Genomic DNA, 16783 nt, shown 5'->3' on the forward strand with positions numbered 1-16783 from the left:
AGATCGTGCCATAGCTAGTGCGTCAAGCACGTAATGGAAGAATGGTCTGATCGTGATAAGAAGCGAAATCTTGTGCCATCGAGCACGAATACGAGGCTTTCCTGTTCACGCCACAGCCCCAGCGGAGACGCCAATCATGTTCAAGCGCGATTTGCGGCTTTGTCCAGAAGGAGATGTCTTCAGGAAGATCACACTGCTGGCGTCATTGTTCGAATTCTGTGTCTTCAACCCACTGGCGCGGAAGATACAGTTCGAGTCCGAGCGGCCATGTGAGGTGATCGGCGTTCCGGGCCACGCCCGGAACCGCCGAAACAAGATCGACCCCAACTTGACAGGAGGTGATTTTGCCGATCGAGCCAGCGTATTGTTGAGCGATGCCAGCACTCTGGTGGCCGTGTTTGAGGACATTGACATCGTCGACGATCAGCATCGCCTGAGGCGATGCGATTGTCTCTGGAATCTGGCGATTGAGATGGTTCTGAACAGCATCGTGTTCCACGGACTTTCGCTAATGAAGCGGCGGACCCTGTGTTCGTTTATCGCGAGTCGTTTCCCGATACCGCGAAGAGTCTTGTGAGTTCCCGACCGAATCAGGCCTTCAACATACGCTGGAGCAACGTTCCACGTGTTTGCTGCTCGTGACTATGTTGATCCATCGGAGCGCGTCGTTAGTGATTCAGGTAAGTTCTGGGCATGGGTGAGGAGAGAGTTCGCGTCTCTGAGTCTACAGACGGCGAATCAGCACTGACCTATGTGCAAAACTTCTCTTAGACACAGCTCTATTGAATCCACAGAGGGTAGTGGAATTCACGGTTTGAGAGCCAGTTCGAGGTTGTAGACCGCGGCGGTGAGCGTGATCTCACGGAACTGGCGATACCATGCCCGTGCTCGGACGGCGGAGCCGTACGAGCGCTTGATCACCGAGTTCACGGTCTCACAGATCGAGCGCTGGTTGTAGAGTTCGTCCTCGATCCGCGCGTTATGTGCGTGATCCATCCGTCTTCGGTTAAGCTGGAGAACCGCCACACAACTCGGCGTTCACCTCCTCAAGCAGTGTGAGTCGTGACGGTGCCGGTTGTCTGGCTTCCCGATACAGGATCTCACCGAGATTCGGCGGTGGATAGCCGTACCCAGCGGCGATCTCCTGCAGAATGAGCTGGGCGAGCGACCGGAAGGTCGCCGCCCAGCGTTCCGTCGGGAACACGCACTCCTCGCCCTGTTCTTCGGCATGATCCACGAACTCTCGAAGGATGGCTCTGCTGACTACCAGTGTCAGCAGAGCCGCCACCACCTGTATCTTCACGATATGAGCCTTCTCTGTCTCAAACTCATCCAGCGAATACCGCGATTTCAGTTCCCTGAACAGTAATTCTATCACCCACCGCGCTCGGTACAGCGTGGAAATCTCGTCGGGGCTAAACTTCTCGTGCGGTAAATTCGTGATGTACAACCGATAGCCGTCGTCGGCGTCCGTGACGAGGACGCCGACGACTCGGAACCGCTTGGTGTCCCATGACTGCACCCCATTGTACACTCGTCGCTGGAAGGTGACCTCAACTTCAACGTCGATGTGCTCCCGGTACAGATCCCCAACCACGTCGTAGATTCGCTTGTCCTCAAGCGGAATGGCCCGGCCGGGCCATTCCTGCAATTCTTCGGCCACCATTGGATTCGAACTCGCCTTGAGACGGCTCACGAAGAAGCCGTCGTTCTCGTCGATCAGCGCGAATCGACGGAACTTGAAAAAGCCTCGATCCAGGAGGAAGAGCCGCCCACACAGCCACGAACCTGTCTCGAATAACGTGCTCTCATGAGTGGTTTCGTCGGTGATCTCGGACGAGATAGAGCGTCAGCCCCGACTCGTCCGCATGAGTCGCTTTGAACTCCGGGAGAAACCGGCACAACCGCACGATTGTCACGTCAACAGCGATAACGTCGCGGAACTGCTCGAAGGCAGGAGCGAGGGTGTGAGGGACAGCGACCTCCTCGACCACGCCGTCGAGGAGGTCGCGCAGGAGCGTCGCCAACTCCTCGGTGAAGCGGTCGTAGAAACTGGACGGAACGAGCGTCTGGTCGGTTGCTGTCTCGTAGGCACGGCGATAGCCAGCGATGGAGCGGGCTTCGCCGCCGACGGCGAAGCCCACGACGAGCGTCCACACCAGCATCCTGACGTCGATTTTCCGGTCACGGACGACGACCCCGCGCTTGCGCGCGAGGTCGTCGATCATCTGTGAGGGAAACAGCGAAGTCAGGAGAGAACGGATCGCTTCCGAGGAGAGTTCGTCCATGTTATCCTCTCCTCATTACTACTGCCACAGGTAGCCGTCGGCTTGCGATTTAGCTCTTAACCGAAGACGGATGGTGCGTGATCGTACGGTGCGAAGACACGGTGTTTGATCAGCGGACGCACGTCTTTAGCACGCAACTCCTCGCGGAAGCTCATATCATCGTAGCCCTTGTCGGCGGCGAGACTGAGCAGGTCGCCCGCGTTCCGCAGGGCGACCTGCGGGCCAACGTTCGTTCCGTTGGGCAACTTCGCACTGCAATGGACGTCGATGACCGCGCCCTGCGCGGTATCGACGAGAAACGTCGCTTGTACGGTCTTTACATCTCGATCACACCGCTTGAGATAGTGGCTCGATGCTTCTCTGCGGTCGAAATAGGTGGCATCGATGGCGGCGTGACCGGACTGGTCGAGCAACTCCGACGAGAGTCGGAGCAGCTCTCGTCAGATGGTCATCGGTGCTCGATCGAGGGACCTGCACAGCGCAGACGGGCCAAGGAACTCGCCACGCTCGAGGACGAGCGCGGCTCGTATGCGTTCCATCTCCTCGGCCCAATCGAGGACTTCAGCGAGTGTCGCGTCCATATGTTCACGGAGAAAGTGCAAGACGGCGTGCTTCCAGCCGGCAACTCCGTTGCCGGTGGGATGGCTGATCTGCATCAGCGCTGCATCAGTAAGTTTTCGTGCGATCGAGACAGCCAGTTTGACGAAGCGGAAGAGGAGTCTTTGTGGAAAAGATTCTCTTCCGCTTCATCTCAATCGCTCTGACGACTCACCCCGACGCCGTCGTCGGATTCAATAGAGCCCTTAGACACTATGAACGCGCTCCGAAGGGGAGCGAGGAACCGTCGGATAGCGATTTTCGGAGTATGAGTTCTGTATGAAGTCTTATTCATGTATCCCTGTAGGTCGCGCGGAGAGATAGCGACGCCGCTCAACCGCAGAAGTACAGACAAGAGCGAGATCGTTAGTGTCCCGCAGACCAACACCCGAGTTGGATGGCCAAACCCCGCGAATGATTTATGTGACGATAGTGTGAATCGGAAGTATGCCAGTTATCGTTGCAGTCGATCGCTCAGACACTGTCGAGAATCTAGTCGCGGAAGCGGCGAAGCTGAGCGACCGATTCGACATCGAACTGCACGTCGTCCACGTTGCCGGCCAGTACGAGACGACCGAACGCGTGCGCCTTGAAGCCATTGACGGCTCTGCGGACCCCGTTGAGATGGACGACGAGGAGCGCGCCCGCACACACGCCGCGAGCGTCGCCAGCGCCGTCACGGACGACTACATGGCTGTCGGCCTCGTCGGCTACCCAGAGAACGAGATTCTCCGGCACGCCGAGGAGCACGACGCCGAGTACATCGTCATCAGCGGCCGAAAGCGCTCGCCCATCGGAAAGGCGCTGTTCGGAAGCACCGCGCAGGCCATTCTGCTGGAGGCCGACCGCCCAGTCGTGACGATTCCCCCGGACGAGAGCACTGACGAGGAGTGAACCCATACTTACTTGTGAACGTCCAACAATGACTAGCTGAACGCGCTCCGCGCGGTGACACCCATGAGAGCCATCGTCCAAACCGGAACGAGAGCAGTGGAGGTACAGCAGCGGGACTCACCGACGCCGGACGACGACGAGGTACTAATCGAGGTGCATAGCGCCGGCCTCTGCGGCAGCGATGCGCACGCGTACACGTACGAGGACGGGTACAAGTGGATTCCAATTCCGCGCATCATGGGCCACGAGTACGCCGGCACCGTCGTCGGGACCGGCAACGACGTCTCCAGCCTCTCAGTCGGCGACCATGTCGTCGAAGAGCCGATTCACAGCTGCGGCAGGTGCTTCCAGTGCAAGAACGGGCAGGCGAATGTCTGCCGGAACTTCTCTATCAGGGGGATGCACCGGGACGGCGCGTACGCCGAGTACGTCACCGTCGACGAGTCGTTCGTCCACTACGTCCCGGACTCCATCCCGCTAGAGCACGCCGCCATCACGGAGCCGGCGAGTATCGCGACGCGTGCGGTGTTCACACAGTCGTCGGTGACGCCCGGCGACAACGTCCTCGTCGAGGGCCCGGGGCCGATTGGCGTGCTGACTGCCGTCGTCGCTGACTCGATAGGCGCGAATGTCCTCGTGTCAGGGCTCAAGCCAGACACCCAGTACCGTCTCCCGTTACTGGATGACATTGGCATCGAGACAATCAACGTCGAGAACGAGCCCCCAGAGGACCGCCACGAGTCGTTCACCGACAGCATCGGCTTCGACACGGTGTTCGACACGACCGGCCACCACACGGGAGTCGAGATGGGCGTCGACCACGTCCGGAAGGGCGGCGAGGTGGTCGTCATCGGCCTCCCTGGGGCGCCCAGCGAACTGTTCGTGACACCCGTCGTCCGCGGCGAAATCACCATCGAGACGTCCTACGGCTCGAAGTGGCGGAACTTCGAGCAGGCTGTCCGGCTGATGGAGAACGACACTATCGATGTCGACGCCCTCGTCGACCGCTCGTACAGCGTCGACGACCCGACCGCCGCCTTCGAGGGATTCCTGAACGCCGAGACCTGCAAGCCCGTGTTCACGTTCGCCTGAAAAAAATATCCGTCAGTTCCGCCAGCGCGCGTACTCGCGGTCGATGATGCGGTGCTCGCGCTCGATGCCGTCGATTTTCGCGATGTCCTCGTCGTCGAGATCGAGGTCCTGCGCGGCGAGGTTGTCCCACATGTGCGCCTCGCTGGACGCCTTCGGGATGACCGCAACGTTGTCCTTCGAGAGCAGCCACGCCAGCGACACCTGCGCTGGCGACGCGTTGTGTTTCTCCGCGACCGCCTGAATCTCGGGGTGGTCGAAGACCTCTCCCTGCGCGAGCGGGCAGAACGCGACGATCCAGTGGTCGTGGCGGCGCGCGTACTCGCGGAGGTCCTCCTGCTGGAGGAGCGGGTGGCACTCTATCTGGTTCGCGACGATCGGTGCGTCCAGCACCTCGTGGGCGGTGTCCAGCGTCTCCGGTTCGAAGTTCGAGATGCCGACGTGCTCTATCTTCCCGTCGTCGTACAGTTCCTGGAACGCCCCGAGCGTGGTCTCGGGGTCGTAGGGGTCGGCCGGCCAATGGACGTACAGCAGGTTGACGTGGTCCGTGCGCAGTCGGTCGAGACAGCTGTCCACCATCGAGAGCACGTCCTCGCGCTCCGGCACTGGTGAGTCGGGGTGTGCGACCTTCGTCGCGAGGAACACGTCGTCTCGGTCCACGCTCGCGGCCTCGATTCCCGCGCCGACGTACTGCTCGTTGTCGTACGCCTCCGCGGTGTCGACGTGCCGGTAGCCCGCTTCGAGCGCAGTGCAGACGTTCTCCTTCCACTGGTCTTTGTCCGTGTTCGAGTAGGTGCCCAGCCCGATCCCAGGGATGCTAACAGGCATACTACCAGATGTGACGGTAGTTCGGTTAAGTCTAAGGGTGTGGGCGGCGCTCGGCGCCGTCAGTTGTACCGGGAGTCCGACTGCCACGGGTCGGGGTTCGGCCCGAGCGTCGCCTTCAGGTCGCTGGTCGCGTCGTCGAGGTCCGCCAGCAAATCCTCGGAGAGAGAGACGTCCGCAGCCGCCGCGTTCGCCCGCGCGTGCTCGGGTGAACTTGCGCCCGCGAGCACAGACGTAACCCTCGGCTGGTGGAGCGGCCACGCGAGCGCCACCTCCACCATGTCACGGTCGTACTCCTCACAGAGGTCTCTGATTCGTTCGATAGTCTCGAACGTCTCCCTCTCTGTACCTGTCTCGCTGTGGCGGGCTTCCAGACGGTCCCTGGAGAAGTGCCGCGTGCGCATCCGGCCGGTCGGGTATTCCTCGATTGCGTCGTACTCGCCGGTGAGCAGCCCCTGTGCGAGCGGGCTGTACGCCACGAGGTCGACGTTGCTCTCCCGGCAACCGCCGGCCACCTCGTGCTCGATGGCCCGCCAGAGGAGGTTGTACGGCACCTGGTTCGCCTCCACGCGGCCCGCCTCCAGCGTCGCTTTGAGGTCCGCCGGCCCCGTGTTTGAGACAGCCAGTACCCGAATCCGGCCCTCCTCCTGTAACTCTTTCAGCGCGCGCATCGTCTCCGAAATCGGAATTTCTGGGTTCTGGTAGTGGACGTAGTAGACATCGATGTAATCCGTGCTGAGCCTATCAAGGCTGGCCTCGCAGCTGGCCTTCAGGTCGTCGTACGCGAGGTTGTCCGGAGAGACCTTGCTCGCGACCACCACGTCGTCACGGTCAAGGCTGTCGAGGGTTTTTCCGAGCACTTCCTCGGAGTAGCCGTCGCCGTACGCTTCCGCCGTGTCGAAGAAGTTCACGCCCGCGTCGTGGGCAGCGTGTATGGTCTTGACAGCCTGATCCTCGTCGGTCTTCTCCCAGTCCGACCCGCCGCTGATGTTCCAGAGGCCAAGGCCGACGCGACTCACTTCGACGTCAGTGTTACCGAGGGTCTCGTACTGCATCGGTCACTACTTGTCAGGCGGAGGCTATCAAGTTAGGGGTTGGGGAGTAACATTGGCGGACTATAGCGGCTCCTCGCCGTCGATGATGCGCGCGGTGCGTGAGGCCAGCCCCGGGACACGCCCCCTCCATCGCAGGATGCATCGGGATGTCGGCGTTCCTCGTGAGGTAGCGCCGGTCGAACATTCCTCCGAGCGCGGCGAGCTTGTAAACGGCGAGGGCGCGGTAGAAGTGCTCGTGTTCGAACGCCAGCCCGTCTGTCCCTTCTTCCCAACGCACTACGAGATCGGTCCGCGTCGGGTAGCCCTCGCGCACCATGAACGGTGTGACGAACTCCAGAATTCCGAGGTCTGGGTCCTTGGGGTCCCGCCAGTAGCTCAGCATCCACCCGAGGCCTGCACGCGGGTCGCCAAGCGTCGCTATCTCCTATTCGAACACCGCGACGATTTCGCGCTCGTCGACCGGCAAAAACATCACGTTGTCGAGCTTTTGGCGTCGCTCCGGCTGTGCGAACCGCTCTGGCTTGTTATCGCGGAGCACGTCGACGCGCTCGCGCTCCATCACGTAGAAGTCTCTTCTGATGATGGAGTAGGCTTCGCAGGCCGCCACCGTCGTCGGCACCGGCACGTCCGTGTCATGGAGCGCGTCGACGACGCGGTACTCACGGAGCACGTTATGGGCCGTTTCCGCCGTCTCGCCCGGCAGCGGCCGCCGGACCATCAGCCGTCGGTCGCCCTACACCACTAACAGCGTCTCGTTGGAGTGCCCCTCCGCGTGTCGCTCGACGTCGAGCGTTGCTGCCTCGTCGGGTTCCTCGCGGAAGTACGCCGCGAGCGCGTCCTCGTCAACGAGGCGCTCGAAGTACTCTGAACTGTCTTTGCTCATAGCTTCCCGTTCACAACCACCGTCCGAATAACTATAGGTCGCGCTCACAGGCGATCATAGCCTAATATGCGTTCCCGGTGAATGTCCGGATATGAGGGATTTCGAAGATCTTACGGACCTGCTCTCGCTGAGTGGTCAGACCCCCATCGTCCCGCGCCAGCGGCCGCGAGGCCGCGCGTGCCGCCCGTGACGATGGCGTGCGGCTTGGACGCGTCTGGAAGTTCTCGTCTTCAGGAATCAGATCTTCTCCGCGAGCGTTTCCGCGATGTGCTCGCCGAACGGCAGCGACGACGTCAGCCCGGGAGAGACTGCGTTGAGGATGTGGACGGCGTTCTCGCGCTCGACGAACAGTGGGTCCTTCACGAGCTCGCCGTCGTCGCTGACGAGCTGCGCGCGGATACCTGCGTAACTCTGCTGGAGGTCCTCCGAGCGAATGTCCGGGACCAACCGCTGGGAAGCCTCCGTGAACTTCTCCTTCCGGTAGGACTTGTTGATTTCATCCCACGCGACCTTCACCATCAGCTTCGACGAGAGGAGTTTCCGGAATCCCTCATAGGTGAGTGTCTCGTAGAGGTCGCGGGGGTTGATGTCCGTGTTGTCGTACGCCTCCCGGCCGAACGCGAGCACGGCGTTCGGCCCGACAATGATCTTTCCGTCGGTGCGGCGCGTGTAGTGGACGCCGAGGAACGGGAGTTCGGGGTCCGGCGTCGGGTATATCATCGTCCGGCAAAGATCCGCGCTCTCAGGGCGGACCTCGTAGTACTCGCCGCGGAACGGCACCACCTGGTAGCGCTCGCCGACACCGACTTGGTGAGCGAGCTCGTCCGCGTGCAGGCCCGCCGCGTTCACGAGGTACATCGCTTCAAAGTGGCCGTTGGTCGTCGCGAGGTGGTAGCCGCCGGCCATCTTCTCTACGCGCGTGACCTCGTAGCCCGTGTAGAGGTCAACACCCGCATCCTGTACCTCTCTGGCGAGTTCGTAGACGTACTGCTGGGAGTCCACGGACGCAGCCTCCGGCGCGTACAGCGCAGCCTTCCCAGCCGCGTACGGCTCATGCTCGCGGATCTCGGTTTGCGAGTCGAGGAGTTCATACTCGACCCCGTTTGCTTCGGCCTGCCTGGCGAGGTCGTCGAGGCGCGCCTCCTCGCTGTCGTCTTGCGCCACCACGAGTACGCCGTGCTCGTCGCAGGGAATATCGTGTTCGGCGCAGTACTCCTTCATCCGGCTAGTGCCTTCGATGGCGAACCGCGCCTTCTTCGAGCCCTGTGGGTAGTTGAATCCCGGGTGGAGCACGCCCGAGTTTCGGCCGCTTTGATGGGCCGCGAGGTGGTGTTCCTTCTCCAAGACTGCGACGTCAAGGTCGGTCAGCTCGGAGAGGTGCTTCGCGACCGACAGCCCGACACAGCCGCCACCGACAATAGTGACGTCGTGGTACATCATCGTTGTGGCAGGGTTCCGGTGCCGACAGGTTATATGTGGTGCTCGGTGCAGTCCACCCCTCGTTGTTCCGACATTCTATGAGGTTTCTAACGATTTGGCTGAGGACGGGCCACCACTCGCGTAGCGGTTGCCATTCGGAACTAGTCGACATAACGGCTCTGTAGGATCGCTAGACGGAGCGGCTCTGATGAGGTTATCGTGGTAGAAAGCGAAGAGGCGGATTGTTGTGACATCGGAAATCCGCCTCTTCACCCGAGAATCGGTTGCGAAAGCTAAACAAGTTGGTCGCGTCGCAAAGTCCTCTAGACTTTGCCTCTGGTAGCCTCGACTGTGAGGTCACAGCTCATGGTTGTTTTGGTTGATCGGTTGAGGAGTTCGTCGAAGAATGTTCGGTAGTGGCCTGGATTGGCGTACTTCACGAGTCTAAGTTGGAGCAATGCTTCTAATCCGGCCTCTGTCCAGCTCATCCACTGGTTCTTGCAGCGCTTGGCAACTTCTCCCATCGCTCGTTCCACGGGGTTCGAGGTCCACGGCACCTCGAACCCCTCAAGAGCCTGCTCGGCGAACATCACTATCGACGGCAACCACCGCCGGAGATACCCCGCAGCCTTCCTCGAACCGAACTGTGAGAGTTGCCACGCTGTCTTCTCAATGCGCTTGGTCGTTCGCGCGATCCGTTCGCGGATCGCCGCGAACTCCTCTTCAGGTCGGTGCTTGGCAACCGAATTCTTCAGATGGAACACCTCGTCGATCACCTCTGTAACGATCTCGGTGCGCCGCTCCAAGGAGAACACGCCGTCATCCCAGAGATTGTAGCCTAGCGTCCGGCCGACGTGGACGAGGTCGAGCTGATGCTCGCGGGTTTCGTCGGTAAACGCCGTGACGATACTGTCATCAGCGTCACTGACGACCGCAGCGTCGTCAGTGACTGCATCGATATCGTCGAGAGCGGCTGCTGTCTCATCCCAGTCGGCGTTGATCGACAGATCCAGCAGAGACCGCGAGTCCCCGGCAGTATCCTCGCCAAGCGTTGCTTGAACGGAGTGGTATGAGCGGTCTTCGTCTTGGCTGTGACACTTCGTTCCGTCGGCGATGATAGCATCAGCGTCCGTTCCCGCAACACAGTCAGGAAGGAACTGCTTGAGTTTGCTGCCGTATTCTTTGGCACGGCGGTTGATGGTGTCTGGCGACGGCATCGAAACGAAGCCGTCGCCGTGATCGGCGGCATCTCGATAGCTGAGAGAAGTAGCGAGATCGACGCTCTTGGCCGCGATATCCTGTTGATAGCGATTCTGCCCGTCGAAGTCGATGACGTCTTCGACGGGCCGAAGATAGCTCGGTTCGTCGTGGCCAGCGGCTGTATCTTCGACGTAGTGGAGGTCGAACTCGTGTTCGCCGGCGGTTGTAACGGCTGTGCGGGGGTCGGTGCCGCGGCGCTGGAAACGCTGGTCACCGTTGCCGTGGGCGTATTTTTCGCCACAGAGCGCCTCGACGCGAGCCGCGTCGAGGCTCTCGACCAGTTCTTCGAGAAGTACCGATTCGATGTTCTGGTCGGTGACGAACTCGGCGAGTGCGGCGAGCGGTATGGTTTTGTCGTCGTCGATACTGAGTTCGAACCGCACGTTGATTTCAGCGTGCATGGGGTGGTCTCGGTTTGGTCACCAGAGACAACCCCTTCCTGAGGGGAGTCAGTTGCTACCGAGGTCTAGACCGCTTTGCGACACGACCAACAAGTTGTCGCTAACCCCGACGAACCCGCCGCCCCGTTCGGGGTCGGCGGGTTCGCCGAATGGGCGATGCTCACCCTCCATGCTCTGCGGATTGAACTCGGGAAATCTTACCGCCAAACAATCGATCTCCTCAGCGAGATGCCGGGCATTCTCGAAGAGATCGGTTTGACGCGGTTGCCGCACTACACAGCCCTCCGCGACTGGTTCGAGACCATCTCGATGGCTTGCTGGCGTGCGTTTCTCGGCGCGTCAGCCGAGAAACGCACTGGCCATGCTGCGGTCGATGCAACCGGCTTCGACCGCGATCAGCCCAGCCGCCACTACGTTCAGCGAGCGCACTACCGCGTCCGCTCGCTGAAGGTCACGACCCTCGTCGACGTCGAGACGCTCTACGTCACCGACGTTCACTGCACTACCACGAAGGAACACGACGCGAAGATCGGCCCGCAGGTCGCCCGGCGCAACGCCGGCGACCTGCTCAGTCTGGCTGCAGACAAAGGCTACGACGCGAAAGCTTTCCGGGACGAACTCCGCGAGAACGGAGTTCGTCCACTCATCAAGCATCGGCTGCACAACTCGCCCGATTACGCTCACAACGCCCGCATGGACTCGGACAGCTACAATCGCCGCTGGATGGTTGAAACGGCGTTTTCGGCGATCAAGCGCACGCTCGGCTCCGCCGTGCGTGCGCGGAGCTGGCATCTGGAGTTTCGAGAAATGATCCTGAAGTGTGCCGTCTACAACCTTCGTCGAACAGTTAGATATCCGTAGAGTCAATCGCTGTATGCCGGTTTCTGCTCGGCGGTGAGCTGAGTGAAAACGCCAAAATCAAGCCGCGTATAGCGGTCCTACAGAGCAGACGGTTCTATTGAATCCACCGACGGCGTAGGGATTGGAGCTAGAATCGCGCGTATTTCCGGCTGTGTTCAGCCACCCGCTGCGAAGATTCTGCAACTACCAGCAGGAGCAGAGATAGCCCCGGATTGATCCGCGAGCGAGGACCAAACCTATCCTCGCTCGCGGCATCGCTGGCGAAACCAGTTAGATGAATCCCCACGCCTTCTGGCGATGATCCCGCTTACCGCAATTTCTACCGTAATCGCTCATCTACCAGCAATATGTGTAGGTTTCCGATCTCCCTCTGCGGATTCAATAGAGCCGAGCAGACATAACTATTACCGGCCTTATTGAAGCCGCCGCCCGCTGGTGGTTCGATCCTGAGGGCACTGCTAGATTGAGGTTGAACTGAGCGGAGTTCTTCGAGGTAGTTGGAACCATGCTCGAAGAACTCCAGGTGGAGGTCACGAACTGCTCGGATGTACCGTCTTTGGACGCGGATCGGACAAGCACGCCAGCCTGGTTGATCAGGCTGGCGTGCGCTGCTCACGCCGCTGCAGCGTCGCTGGCGGAGTGCTGCGACCTCTGCAAGTGGTTCGGCGTCAGCCGAACCCGAGCCGCCATCCACCACTGGTACCAGTCTTACGCCGACCACTACGATCAGGACTTCACCGCCGAACCTGATCGCGTCGCCGTCGACGAGAAACAGATCCAGCTCGAAAACGAGCAGAAGGTCTGGCTCTACGCCGCTATCGACGTCGATTCGAAAGTCGTGCTCGGAGCACGACTTTCTCAGAACCGCGGAACCGAGCCTGCAACCATGTTCCTCCGCGAACTCAAAGAGGAACACCGCGTCGCCGACGCGGAGTTCCTCGTCGACGGCATGGGCTACCTGACGACGCTGGCCAAAACCGACCTTCTCGGCGATCTCAACTACTCCGAGCGCAACATCGTCGAGAAACTATTTCAGACCTACACCATGCGCGTCGGCCAATTCCACGAGACATGGAACGGCAGTCAGCTCAGCGCAGAGCGGTGGCTGACTGCCTACACCGCCTACTACAACCATCTCCGGAGCCACCAAGCGTTGGAGAATCAACCGCCGATCGAAGCACTCGAACGGGAGAGTTCAATCTAGCAGTGCCATCCTGAGATATCCCCGTTCAGGATTTCATCTTCCGATTTCTTCGAGGTGGAATCGAAACGATGTTGAGAACGAGTTCGTATATCATTCTGGGAACTGGTAAGTGCGGCCGGAACGTCCGAGTCGTAGCAATGCCTCTCACTGTCTCCGGCGACGATTGGGGAAGGCGGGCGGCAGCTACGTCGCTGCCCGACAGAGGTTATGCACGATACATTTGATGTATGTGTTTACCCCGACGCAACTTCGGGAACAGCCTAAGTTGGTGACATCATCTCGTTGTCCCGGGCAACCCGCCGGAGCTGTTCGTATGGATTCTGTCCCTGCTGGCTCCACGTCGTCAGCAGGGACAGCACGGTCTCATGAACGAACATCCCGCGCTCGTTGCGAAGCGTCCCGATGAGTTTGCGGAGAATCACCGGTTCACGTAGTGCGTTTTCGGCGGCATTGTTCGTCGGCGAGACAGCTGACTCGCCGACGAACGTCAGCCAGTGGTTGAGTTCACCTTCGATTTCTCGAGGAGTGTTGCCACTGGTTTGTTGCTCACTGAGCGGTCAACAAGGGTTTCAAGACTCGCTTGAGCGACGTTCTGCATCTGTGCTCGCTGATGCTCGGATGGGTCGGTCTCCAGCCAGAATGATCTGCGCAACGTTTGGATGGTACCAGAGTAGAGCTGTTTCTATGATGAGAAAACCGGACGACAGCAGCCAGCTTGCTGGGTCGTTCGCTGACCGACATTCAGTTCTTACGCAGACCACTCCGACTGGAGACCGACGTACATCTGCTTTAGCGTCTGGTGGATCGGTACGGCTTCTTCGTGATCGTCGGCTACGTATTAGCCTCTCGCAGAATGTGCGCCCAGCACCGCTGGAGGTTCTTGCTGAAGGCTGGATAGGCAGTCCAGCCGTCGCAGACGATGGTTCCGTCGAAATCCTCTTCGAGGATTTCTTCGGGAACGGCACTGCCTCGACTCTCACGGACGGCATACAGCGTATGCTGGTCGGTGCGGAACGTCCAGATCCAAATCTGTTCGCCGTCGAGCTTGTGCCCTGTTTCGTCGATGTGAACCACGTCAGCCTGCTGGATCTGAGCTCGGATTTGCTCGTATTCAAACCGAAAATCTTGTTTCCGGGTTTCGTCATGCCCCGGCTTGCCCCTGTACGTTATCGAAACTTCCGGCCGAGGGTATATTACTTACTGTGCACTAATATCGTACCCACCGTCCACGGTCAGTACCTGTCCGGTAGTGAACGATGCGGTGTCGCTCGTGAGGTGAATGACCGAACCGGCGATCTCCTCAGGGGCCGCGACACGGCCCATCGGTGTTCGTTCATCAACGGTCTCGCGGAACTCGGAACCGTCTTCGAGCTTCTCCCCTGCGAGCGGCGTCTTGACGAACCCTGGCGCGATGGCGTTGACGCGGATCTCCGGAGCAAGATCCGCGGCGGCGGCGCGGGTGAGTCCGTTGACGCCACTTTTCGCGGCGCAGTATGCGGGCCGCTCTTCACGCGCTTGTCCAGCAGACATTGAGGAAACGTTGACGATGCTTCCCTCTGTCATCGCCCGACCGAACACCTGGCACGCGTGAAACACACCAGTGAGACACACGTCGATGTCACGCTCCCACTCCTCCTCAGTCATCTCAACGACCGACGCCTGCGCGACCGAGCCGGCCGAGTTAACGAGGAGGTTAACCGATCCGAACGTGTCCTCGGCAACCTCGCAGAGTCGTTCGATCGACTCTCGGTTGCGAACGTCACAGGTGACTTCAGTTGTCGTCGCTCCCCGCTCCCGTAATTCCGCCGCCACGCTCTCGACCGAGTCTTCGGAACGGCTAGTCGCGATTACGTCCGCGCCCGTCTCGGCGAATGCGAGAGCGATCGCTCGTCCGATCCCGGTTGTCCCGCCGATGACGACCGCGGATCTGTCCTCAACGCCTACTGCTGGTGTCGCTTCACTGGTCATAGACATGGGTACATCCCGTAGTGGGTTCTTAGGTCTACTGGCGTAGGGTGACTCCATGAGAAACCCGCTAAAGGCTGGAGCGTGAAGTACGTCAAGGAGTCTCAAAGGTCGATCTATGACATGCGCAGTAGAGCGCGTGAGGGTGACTGACCATGGATGTGAAGGAACAGGAGAATTGGAATCGCAGCCGGCTGACCGCAGGTCAGCCGTGGCTGCAAGTCCGTAGCGATGTCTTTCCGCTTCACGCGTGGGCTGTTCGATCCCGCAGCGCGCGTGCTCGAACGGTTCGATTGGCTGAACGACTGGCAGCGCGAATACGGCACGGACGCCATCGACACCTACTGCATCTCGATGGCAGAAAAGCCGAGTCACGCGCTCGAAGTCCTGTTCCTCGCCGATCAGGCGGGCGCAGTCGAACTCCCTGAATATTGTGGAATCGACGTCGTGCCGCTGCTCGAAACCGAGGCCGCCCTCGACGGCGCGCGCGAGATCATGGGCACTCTGTTCGACAACGAGGCGTACGGCCAGGCGCTCGCCGCACGCGGCGACGTCCAGGAAGTGATGCTCGGGTATTCGGACTCCAACAAGGAGAACGGGTTTTTCGCCGCGAACTGGGACCTCTATCGCAACCAGCGCCGGCTCGCCGACATCGTCGACGATCACGACGTCGACCTCCGACTGTTCCACGGCCGCGGCGGCTCGATCTCACGGGGTGGTGGCCCGATGAACGAGGCGTTGCTCGCGCTGCCGAACGAGACCGTCAACGGCCAGGTCAAGTTCACCGAACAGGGCGAGGCGATCGCCGAGAAGTACGCCAATCCCCGCATTGCCGAACGCAACCTCGAACAGATGCTGAACGCCCAGATCCGCGCGCGGGCGCAAGCATTGGACCAACCCAAAGACGACGTACCCGCAGAGTGGCTCGCCGCGGCCGCGACGATCGCCGACGCGGCGCGGACGGCCTACCAGGATCTGCTCGACATGGACGGATTCGTGTCGTACTTCGAGCAAGCCACGCCGATCACCGTGATCGAGGAGCTCAACATGGGCTCGCGGCCGGCGTCGCGGTCGGGCGAGCGCACGGTCGAGGACCTCCGGGCGATCCCGTGGGTGTTCTCGTGGACTCAATCCAGGTGTATTCTGCCTGGGTGGTACGGTCTCGGGGCGGGGATCGAGGCCTACCTCGACGACGGTGGCTCGACGGAGACGCTCCAGGCGATGTACGACGACTGGGCCTTTTTCCGAACCACGATCGACAACGCCGCGCTCGCGCTCGCACGCACCGACATGGAGATCGCGAGCGAGTACGCCGCGGTCGCCGACGACGACCTCGAAGCACGCTTCTTCCCGGTGTTCGAGGCAGAGTACGAGCGGGCCGCCGACCTCGCCACGACCATCGGTGACCGCGACGATCTCGTAAAGCGTGGCTGGCTCCGCGAGAGCCTCGACCGTCGGAACCCCTACGTCGACCCGCTGAACGTGCTCCAGACCCATCTGCTGGACCGCGATCACCGGACCGAGACCGAAAAGCGCGCGCTGCGCCTGACGGTCAAGGGGATCGCCGCCGGCATGAAGAACACCGGGTAAGGAATGCGGCGGTGTTCAGATAAGGCTAAAAAGTGAGGTGCGGTAGGATTTCAGTGATCCATGCCATAATCCACCGGTCTCGACGCTTGCTTGGACGTGGACCGTCCACTCGTTCAGGGCTGCAGCTATTCAGTCGATACATTAAAAGATGGACTTTAGCGATATACATATTCTGGCACTCTCTGGTGTTCTGCCCATAAGTTCTTCAAGGTGAAGCACATACGTTGAAATGGCCGACTGCTTTCGGGGAATCCTCGTCTGTCATGGTCCACCTTGCAGACGAGTTTCTCAGTCGGCCTTGACTCAGGGATCGGTTATATTGATCTGTTACGTACAACTATTTACGAAAGTTAGATTGCCGATATCGATTTCAAACTCAGTCGTGCATGAGCACTCTACCTGCCCGAGTTCAGAGAGTACATCATTCTTGGTTGGTGCTGGACCCACCCTGC

At 60.3% G+C, this 16783-nt stretch carries 10 protein-coding genes and 7 pseudogenes; 5 read left to right on the plus strand and 12 right to left on the minus strand.

Annotated elements, in window-relative coordinates; all coding sequences use genetic code 11:
• Nucleotides 1–202 precede the first annotated feature (202 nt).
• From C450_RS06180 to C450_RS06195, 4 genes and pseudogenes are all read right to left on the minus strand, one after another.
• Nucleotides 203–499, minus strand: a complete 297-nt coding sequence (locus C450_RS06180) for a transposase (RefSeq protein WP_049909899.1) — start codon at nucleotides 497–499, stop codon at nucleotides 203–205.
• A 308-nt stretch (nucleotides 500–807) separates the two neighbouring features.
• Nucleotides 808–993 (minus strand): annotated as a pseudogene (locus C450_RS06185) (transposase); the annotation flags it as partial.
• A gap of 13 nt (nucleotides 994–1006) precedes the next feature.
• Nucleotides 1007–2288: pseudogene (locus C450_RS06190) on the minus strand (IS4 family transposase).
• A gap of 74 nt (nucleotides 2289–2362) precedes the next feature.
• Nucleotides 2363–2986 (minus strand): annotated as a pseudogene (locus C450_RS06195) (transposase); the annotation flags it as partial.
• Nucleotides 2987–3332: 346 nt separating this feature from the next.
• On the opposite strand from C450_RS06195, the gene C450_RS06200 reads away from it, so the two are divergent.
• On the plus strand, nucleotides 3333–3779 hold the full coding sequence (locus C450_RS06200) for a universal stress protein (RefSeq protein WP_005041438.1): 447 nt from the start codon (nucleotides 3333–3335) through the stop codon (nucleotides 3777–3779).
• A 63-nt stretch (nucleotides 3780–3842) separates the two neighbouring features.
• On the plus strand, nucleotides 3843–4871 hold the full coding sequence (locus C450_RS06205) for a zinc-dependent alcohol dehydrogenase (protein ID WP_049909900.1): 1029 nt from the start codon (nucleotides 3843–3845) through the stop codon (nucleotides 4869–4871).
• A 12-nt stretch (nucleotides 4872–4883) separates the two neighbouring features.
• Here the strand turns inward: C450_RS06205 and C450_RS06210 are convergent, their stop codons facing one another.
• The 5 genes and pseudogenes from C450_RS06210 to C450_RS06235 all read right to left on the minus strand — a co-directional run bounded on the left by C450_RS06210 (nucleotide 4884) and on the right by C450_RS06235 (nucleotide 10711).
• Nucleotides 4884–5696: an aldo/keto reductase gene (locus C450_RS06210; RefSeq protein WP_005041444.1), complete on the minus strand. Its 813-nt coding sequence runs from the start codon at nucleotides 5694–5696 to the stop codon at nucleotides 4884–4886.
• A gap of 59 nt (nucleotides 5697–5755) precedes the next feature.
• The gene (locus tag C450_RS06215) at nucleotides 5756–6748 is read right to left on the minus strand and encodes an aldo/keto reductase (RefSeq protein ID WP_005041446.1); all 993 of its coding nucleotides are present in this window, start codon (nucleotides 6746–6748) and stop codon (nucleotides 5756–5758) included.
• Between the two features lie 60 nt (nucleotides 6749–6808).
• Nucleotides 6809–7631 (minus strand): annotated as a pseudogene (locus C450_RS20690) (phosphotransferase).
• A gap of 237 nt (nucleotides 7632–7868) precedes the next feature.
• Nucleotides 7869–9071 carry an L-2-hydroxyglutarate oxidase gene (gene lhgO, locus C450_RS06230; RefSeq protein ID WP_049909903.1) on the minus strand — a complete coding sequence of 401 codons (1203 nt, stop codon included), beginning with the start codon at nucleotides 9069–9071 and terminating at the stop codon, nucleotides 7869–7871.
• A 302-nt stretch (nucleotides 9072–9373) separates the two neighbouring features.
• Complete coding sequence (locus C450_RS06235) at nucleotides 9374–10711, minus strand: ISH6 family transposase (protein WP_005041452.1); 1338 nt, start codon at nucleotides 10709–10711, stop codon at nucleotides 9374–9376.
• A gap of 75 nt (nucleotides 10712–10786) precedes the next feature.
• Here C450_RS06235 and C450_RS06240 point away from each other — a divergent pair, with 75 nt between their 5' ends.
• Together C450_RS06240 and C450_RS06245 are read left to right on the plus strand one after the other, a co-directional pair.
• Nucleotides 10787–11572 (plus strand): IS5 family transposase, encoded by a 786-nt coding sequence (locus tag C450_RS06240; RefSeq protein WP_005041453.1) that lies wholly within the window; start codon nucleotides 10787–10789, stop codon nucleotides 11570–11572.
• 505 nt (nucleotides 11573–12077) lie between these two features.
• On the plus strand, nucleotides 12078–12776 hold the full coding sequence (locus tag C450_RS06245; RefSeq protein ID WP_005041455.1) for a DDE-type integrase/transposase/recombinase: 699 nt from the start codon (nucleotides 12078–12080) through the stop codon (nucleotides 12774–12776).
• A gap of 260 nt (nucleotides 12777–13036) precedes the next feature.
• Here C450_RS06245 and C450_RS20695 read toward each other — a convergent pair.
• From C450_RS20695 to C450_RS06255, 3 genes and pseudogenes are all read right to left on the minus strand, one after another.
• Nucleotides 13037–13410, minus strand: a pseudogene (locus tag C450_RS20695) (IS66 family transposase); the annotation flags it as partial.
• A 126-nt stretch (nucleotides 13411–13536) separates the two neighbouring features.
• A pseudogene (locus C450_RS06250) lies at nucleotides 13537–13895 on the minus strand (IS66 family transposase); the annotation flags it as partial.
• A 78-nt stretch (nucleotides 13896–13973) separates the two neighbouring features.
• The gene (locus C450_RS06255; protein ID WP_005041461.1) at nucleotides 13974–14744 is read right to left on the minus strand and encodes an SDR family NAD(P)-dependent oxidoreductase; all 771 of its coding nucleotides are present in this window, start codon (nucleotides 14742–14744) and stop codon (nucleotides 13974–13976) included.
• A gap of 258 nt (nucleotides 14745–15002) precedes the next feature.
• Here C450_RS06255 and C450_RS06260 point away from each other — a divergent pair.
• Nucleotides 15003–16331: pseudogene (locus C450_RS06260) on the plus strand (phosphoenolpyruvate carboxylase); the annotation flags it as partial.
• Between the last annotated feature and the right edge of the window lie 452 nt (nucleotides 16332–16783).

The sequence above is a fragment of the Halococcus salifodinae DSM 8989 genome (assembly GCF_000336935.1).
Taxonomy (GTDB): domain Archaea; phylum Halobacteriota; class Halobacteria; order Halobacteriales; family Halococcaceae; genus Halococcus; species Halococcus salifodinae.